General features: G+C 47.3%; 6 protein-coding genes. All 6 read left to right on the forward strand.

Annotated features, from left to right (window positions below; all coding sequences use genetic code 11):
* On the forward strand, positions 1 to 629 hold a 629-nt coding region (locus G519_RS0137540; RefSeq protein ID WP_029198916.1), incomplete at its 5' end, for a M24 family metallopeptidase.
* A 126-nt stretch (positions 630 to 755) separates the two neighbouring features.
* Positions 756 to 2279, forward strand: a complete 1524-nt coding sequence (locus tag G519_RS0137545) for a sugar ABC transporter ATP-binding protein (protein ID WP_029198917.1) — start codon at positions 756 to 758, stop codon at positions 2277 to 2279.
* The gene (locus G519_RS0137550; protein ID WP_036635424.1) at positions 2276 to 3235 is read left to right on the forward strand and encodes an ABC transporter permease; all 960 of its coding nucleotides are present in this window, start codon (positions 2276 to 2278) and stop codon (positions 3233 to 3235) included. The genes G519_RS0137545 and G519_RS0137550 overlap by 4 nt, the downstream gene beginning before the upstream one ends.
* Before the next feature lie 34 nt (positions 3236 to 3269).
* Positions 3270 to 4289: an ABC transporter permease gene (locus G519_RS0137555; RefSeq protein WP_051254076.1), complete on the forward strand. Its 1020-nt coding sequence runs from the start codon at positions 3270 to 3272 to the stop codon at positions 4287 to 4289.
* A gap of 127 nt (positions 4290 to 4416) precedes the next feature.
* On the forward strand, positions 4417 to 5559 hold the full coding sequence (locus tag G519_RS0137560; RefSeq protein ID WP_029198920.1) for a sugar ABC transporter substrate-binding protein: 1143 nt from the start codon (positions 4417 to 4419) through the stop codon (positions 5557 to 5559).
* Between the two features lie 29 nt (positions 5560 to 5588).
* On the forward strand, positions 5589 to 6197 hold a 609-nt coding region (locus G519_RS0137565), incomplete at its 3' end, for an aminopeptidase P family N-terminal domain-containing protein (RefSeq protein ID WP_029198921.1).

Genomic DNA, 6197 nt, shown 5'->3' on the forward strand with positions numbered 1-6197 from the left:
TGCTGCGGGACAGCGAAGGGATTACCGAGCAGGAAGCTACCTCGCTTGTCTACGCAGCAATGTTCGCAAACGGTGGACACGCGATCGCTTATGACATCATGATCCAATCCGGTGAGAATACAGACGTCCTCTTCAAACGCCCAACTAACCGTCAAATGCGTCGTGGTGATCTTGTCATGATGGATTACGGTATTCGCGTAAATGACTACTCTTCTGACAATGCCCGCACGATCTGTTACGGCAACGTGTCTCCAGAGGCAAAACGATTGATGGAAGCCTGCTCCCTCGGATACGAAGAGTGCTTGCAAAAAATTAAAGCCGGCATGACCGGTATCGAGGCTGACCGTGTCATCCGTGAGGCATTCCGTAAATACGAAGTTGAGCAATATCTGGTAGAAGTGAGCGAAGGCCGTACCGGCGCGCATGCAACAGGCATGGATCCAGAGGAAGATATTCCGGAAATCGGACCGGCTTGCGACAATGTGCTTGAAGAAGGCCAAACCTTTGCTTACGAACTTTCATTGATCGTTCCTGGTATCGGCGGCGTGCGGACTGAGGATCAAGTGGTTGTGCGCAAGAATGGTCTGGAGCCTTTCCATACCTTTAACCGTTTCCTTTACGTTGAATAACAAATAAAGCTTTGCCGAGGTAAAAATGCGCCTACCCGACTTGATGTTTAATAAGGGTAGGCGCAATAAATTAACACGGTTCATATACGTCAAGAGTTCATGATAGATAGGAGTGAAGGATATCAGATGGTAGCTGAAGACGACGATCGCGTACTTCTTTCGTTGACCGGAATCACCAAGTCATTCCCCGGTGTTAAGGCACTCCAAGACGTTTCACTTGAAGTGCGTAAAGGGGAAGTGCTGGCGCTGGTAGGAGAAAATGGTGCCGGCAAGTCCACTCTGATTAAGATTCTCTCCGGATTATACCGCAAGGATAGCGGGGAGATTCGAGTCGGGGGCAAAATTGTAGAAATAGATGGCACAAAGCATGCTAAGGAGCTTGGCATCAGTACAATTTTTCAAGAGCCAACACTAGCACCTCACCTAACTGCGGTTCAGAATGTATACCTGGGACGGGAAATTGTTACGTCAGTGTTGGGGCTGCAAACGATGAATGAGAAGGCTATGTTTCAGGAGACGGAGAAGCTGTACCGAAAATTTTTCCCTACGGTGGAGGATCTTCATCGGCCGGTGAGTGAGCTGGATGCACTGAAAAATCGCGTAATCGAGATTGTGAAAGCGCTTTCTGATCAGGCATCTGTCGTAATCATGGATGAGCCAACGGCAGCGCTTGCTGAACACGAGCGGGAAGTTTTATTTGATTTCATCCGACTCTTGAAGGCTCAGGGTGTATCGATCATTTACGTATCGCATCATCTGCGCGAGCTGTTCTTATTGGCTGATCGTTTCAGTGTCATGCGTGACGGCAGAAACGTTGCCACAGTGAATAAAGAAGATACGAATATTGATCAGCTCGTCTCCATGATGGTTGGCCGGGAAATATCGAATCATATCGTAAAAGAGCAAGTGCGGATCGGCAAGGAGCTGCTGCGAGTTTCCGATTTAAACCGTCGCGGTGTTCTGCGGGACATCAACTTCCATGTTCGACAGGGTGAAATTGTGGGTATAGCCGGGCTCGCCGGATCAGGGCGGACGGAGACTGTACGGGCTGTCGTGGGTGCGGATCCAATCAGTTCGGGGACCGTAGCAGTGGAAGGGCGACAATTACGTATTCGGTCACCACGCGATGCGATCAAGGGTGGAATTGGCCTATTGCCAGAAAATCGAAAATTACAAGGGGCGTTAGTGGAGCTATCGGTTAGTCATAACATAACAATGGCTGCGATTAATAGGGTTCTATCTAAGAAGCTTGTCCTAAAGAAAAGGCAGGAATCGCAAATAGCAGAGGATTATGTTAAGCGTTTGGGGATTAAGACACCTTCCGTGAATCAGAAGGTAAGGTTCTTGAGCGGAGGAAACCAGCAAAAAGTCATATTAGCCAAGTGGCTCTTCACACAGCCAAAGGTTTTGATCTTTGACGAACCGACGCAGGGTATTGATGTTGGGGCTAAGGTTGAAGTCTACAATTTGATAGCTGAGTTTGTGCGGAATGGAGGAGCGGTTCTGATTGTTTCTTCTGAACTCCCTGAGCTGATGGGGCTCTCCGATCGCATCTATGTGATGCACAAAGGAAAATTTGTTCATGAGTTTTCACGAAAAGAAGCGACAGAGGAGAATATTATGCTCTACGCTTCGGGAGGACATGAATGATTACGAATACTAGAAAGCTGCTGCCGGTCTTTACACGCCAAGGAATGGGCGTGCCGTTGATCCTGGTCTTACTGTTCGTGCTCTTGTCAGTGACGTCACCACACTTCCTGACGGTGGAAAATTTATCAAACTTACTGCTGCAATCTGTATTTGTTATGGTCGTTGCTTTTGGCACGATGTTTGTACTAACGATGGGCGGCATTGATCTATCGGTGGGATCGATTCTGGGTTTATGTGGAGGCATTACCGGTTGGTTGATGATGAACGGAATAAACATGTGGTTCGCGATCTTGGCCGGACTGGCCTTGGGCACATTAATCGGCATTTTTAACGGAATCCTGATCACAAAGCTGCGGATATCTCCCTTTTTGGCCACGTTCGCGATGCTCTACATTGCACGGGGATTGCTGCTTCTGTTCACCATCAAGGAGCCAATCCGAAATTTTGCCACACCGGCGTTTAAATTTATTGCACAGGGAAAAGTGTTTGGAATACCTATGCCGGTCTTGATTACTTTGGTTGTTTTTCTGTTGTGTTACTTTCTGTTCACTTCGACCAGCTTCGGACGTTTTGTTGTTGCTGTAGGCTCTAACAAAGAAGCGGCGCATCTATCCGGTATCTCCACAGATAGCATTAAAATAAGAGTTTATGCGCTTTCGGGTTTGCTTGCTGCGGGTGCGGGTGTCCTTCTGACTTCACGTTTAACGGCCGTACAACCGCTAATGGGAACTTCCTATGAATTGGACGCTATCGCTGCGGCGGTCATTGGAGGAACCAGTATGTTTGGAGGCAAAGGGAGTGTGGTTGGTGTTGCAATTGGTGCAATTATACTCGCACTTGTGTCTAACGGCTTGGACCTCTTGGCGGTAAACCAGTTTTATCGGTTGATCATCACCGGTGTGATCATCGTTACTGCCGTGGGTGTAGAACGTTTTACATCCTCGAGAACGGATTGAAATGGCCTAGCTACTTCTCAAGGAGGTTAAGAAATTGGCAAATCATAGTCAAAAACATATCATACATTCGGTTTCGGATAGTCCAAAGCTTTTGCATGTGCCTCTGAGACTAGATAAACAAGTACTGGGCCTCATCATCTTCTTAGCAATTATCATCGTAGCGATGTCAATTATCTCGCCCCACTTTTTATCTTACACCAATATGTTAAACGTGCTGCAGCAATCTGCTTTCGTTATGATCTTAGCGTTAGGTATGACTTTTGTTCTCTCAACGGGTGGAATTGATCTATCAGTTGGTTCTATCGTCGGAATTAGCGGTGGAATGACGGCATGGTTACTTTTTCAGGACGTAAACATTGTCATTGCAATTCTGGCCGGTCTAGTTCTCGGCGTAGTGATAGGCATCGTAAATGGGCTTGTCATTACGAAGTTAGGCGTATCTCCCTTTATTGCCACTCTAGCCATGATGATTATTGCACGCGGTATCCTTTATGTTTGGACGAAAGCTATTCCTTTCCGGTCGTACATGAAAAGTAATTTCGATTTCCTCGGTCAAGGACGTTTTTTGAATGTGCAGTTCCCGGTTATTGTAGTGATTGTTCTCCTTCTTGTTCTCCTATTCGTCTATCGCCGAATGAAGTTTGGCCGTCACATTCAAGCTCTTGGGAGTAGTGAGGAAGCGGTGCGCATATCTGGTATCAAAGTCGACAAGCTGCGTATAAAGGTCTACGCCTTATCTGGACTGATCGCCGCCATAGCCGGTATTCTTCTTGCCTCGCGCCTCACCACCGTACACCCGGAGATGGGGAAGAACTACGAGTTAGAGGCGATTGCTGCCGCCATTATCGGCGGAACAAGTTTATCAGGCGGTAAGGGGAGCCTGGTCGGAACGGCGCTCGGAGCCATTATTTTATTCACCATTAAAAATGCCATGAATCTGCTAAACGTACATCCGTACTGGGAGACGATCGTCGTGGGTATCATCATTCTAGTTGCCGTATCTATAAATATTTGGGGCGGATATTTTAAACGCAACCAGGAAAAAAATGATTGAGGGTGAGAAACGATTTTTAGGGGGTGAGCCATGTAAATTGTTAAAGACGAAAGGGCAAAGGGCAAAGGGTACATGTTAAGCTGATTGCATTCCAAATTGGGCTCAAAAAATGAAGGAGGTCAAACACATGTCAATTAGAAAAATAAGTATGAAAAGCGCAATGGTCGTCGCCCTTATAACAACTTTGCTTCTGGCAGGCTGTGAAAGCACTAGTGAGTCATCGGCGGTATCTGGAACAGGAGCAACCAAGGCGGGCTCTTCCTCATCAAGTACATCTTATCAGTGGGGGGATAAGAATTTTGAGGATTTCGTGAGCAAAGCTGCAAAAGGACGTACGCTGAAAATTGGATTCGCACCACCAGCGGCTTCTGAATTCTACGATATCGTTGAGCACGGTGCTAATACGATGATGAATGAACTAAGTAGCCGCTTTGGAGTGAAGTTCGAGTATGAGATGGCTGCGCCGAGCGAGCATCAAGCAGTGGAAGCCCAAGTGTCAACAATTGAGAACTGGACTGCTAAGAAGTTTGATGCAATTATGGTCTCTTCTGCAGGCGATTTTGATGCTATGAATTCCGTTTACCAGAAGGCTATGGACGCGGGAACAGCGATTTATATGTTCAACATGCCAGCTGAAATGTGGAAGGAAAGCGATTTGAAGGCAGTCTCCGCAATTGGTTATAACAACCATTACCAGTCAGGATATCTTGTAGGTCAGTATGCAGCCAAAAAGCTGAACGGAAAAGGAAAGATTCTACTGATTTGGGGGCTGCCCGGCCATTGGTCAACCGCACGAAAAGAAGGATTTCTTGAGGCGATTAAGCCGTATCCGGAATTGCAAGTCGTGGGTGAGCAGCGCGGGGATTACGTTCGTGACAAGGGTATGCAGGCTGCCGAGAATCTGCTCCAAGCACATCCTGACGTGAATTTGATCTATGGAGAGAACGAGGAAATGGCTCAGGGCGCGACACAGGCAGTGGAAGCACGCGGTCTGAAACTCTGGGATGGTAAAGAGGGTATAATCACGATCGGAGCCGACGGTCTTAAGTCGGGTTATGAATCGATCAGCAAAGGTAAGCTGACAGCCACTGTTAACGTTGGTCCTGTTGATATGGGACGCGAATTTATTAAAGCGGTTTTCATGAATGAAGTTCTTGGCTATACCGTCGATAAAATTTTAAATGTTCCGACTGCGGTTGTTGATAAAAGTAACGTAGATGTTGCGTCCGCATACACAGACTGGGCGCTCAATACGAAACTAAAAAAATAAAAGTTGAAATTTGAGAGGAGATCGAAGATATGATATCAAATGCAGCATTGAAATGGATTCCAGATAAATTTGAAAAATGGGTACGTTACGGCGAATTCCAAGGGCCGGGTGAAATCATCACCAATGAGGACTATAAAGCCCGTGTTGAAATAGCGAAACAAAAAATTGTGGATGAGGGTCTGGATGCATTGATCGTCTTCGGCGACTGCTACCGAATGTCCAACATCCGCTGGCTAGTAAACTACCGCACCATTGATGGCGTATATCCACAGCCGATGCTGCTGTATCTGGTGCCTGACCGCGATCCAGTGTTCTTCTTGCCAATGAGTGAGATTCCGTCGGCTCACTCCGTGTCCGCTATGGATGACATGGGCGGCGACATCCGCGAAATCCGTAAAGATTGGGCTCCGTTCCTAAAAGAGCGCGCAGCTGTCGACAAGCCGAAAAAGATCGGCATTTGTGGTTATACGTACATGGATCTGGAGTTCTGGTTCCCGATCAATGAGGCGTTCAAAGAATCCGAAGTGAAACGATCCATGATCATCGAGCAGCTGAAGTCCAAGAAAAATGAGGCAGAGATCGCTTCGATGAAGCGTGCGGCCCGCGTGTGCGACGCCGGTATCGAAATGCTGCTCGAG

This window comes from Paenibacillus alginolyticus DSM 5050 = NBRC 15375, assembly GCF_000422905.1.
In the GTDB taxonomy this organism is placed as follows: Bacteria; Bacillota; Bacilli; order Paenibacillales; family NBRC-103111; genus Paenibacillus_E; species Paenibacillus_E alginolyticus.

Excerpts from the sequence above, each read along its gene's own strand:
- G519_RS0137545 (WP_029198917.1), top strand. The coding sequence starts at position 756 with ATGGTAGCTGAAGACGACGATCGCGTACTTCTTTCGTTGACCGGAATC.
- G519_RS0137550 (WP_036635424.1), top strand. The coding sequence starts at position 2,276 with ATGATTACGAATACTAGAAAGCTGCTGCCGGTCTTTACACGCCAAGGA.
- G519_RS0137560 (WP_029198920.1), top strand. The coding sequence starts at position 4,417 with ATGTCAATTAGAAAAATAAGTATGAAAAGCGCAATGGTCGTCGCCCTT.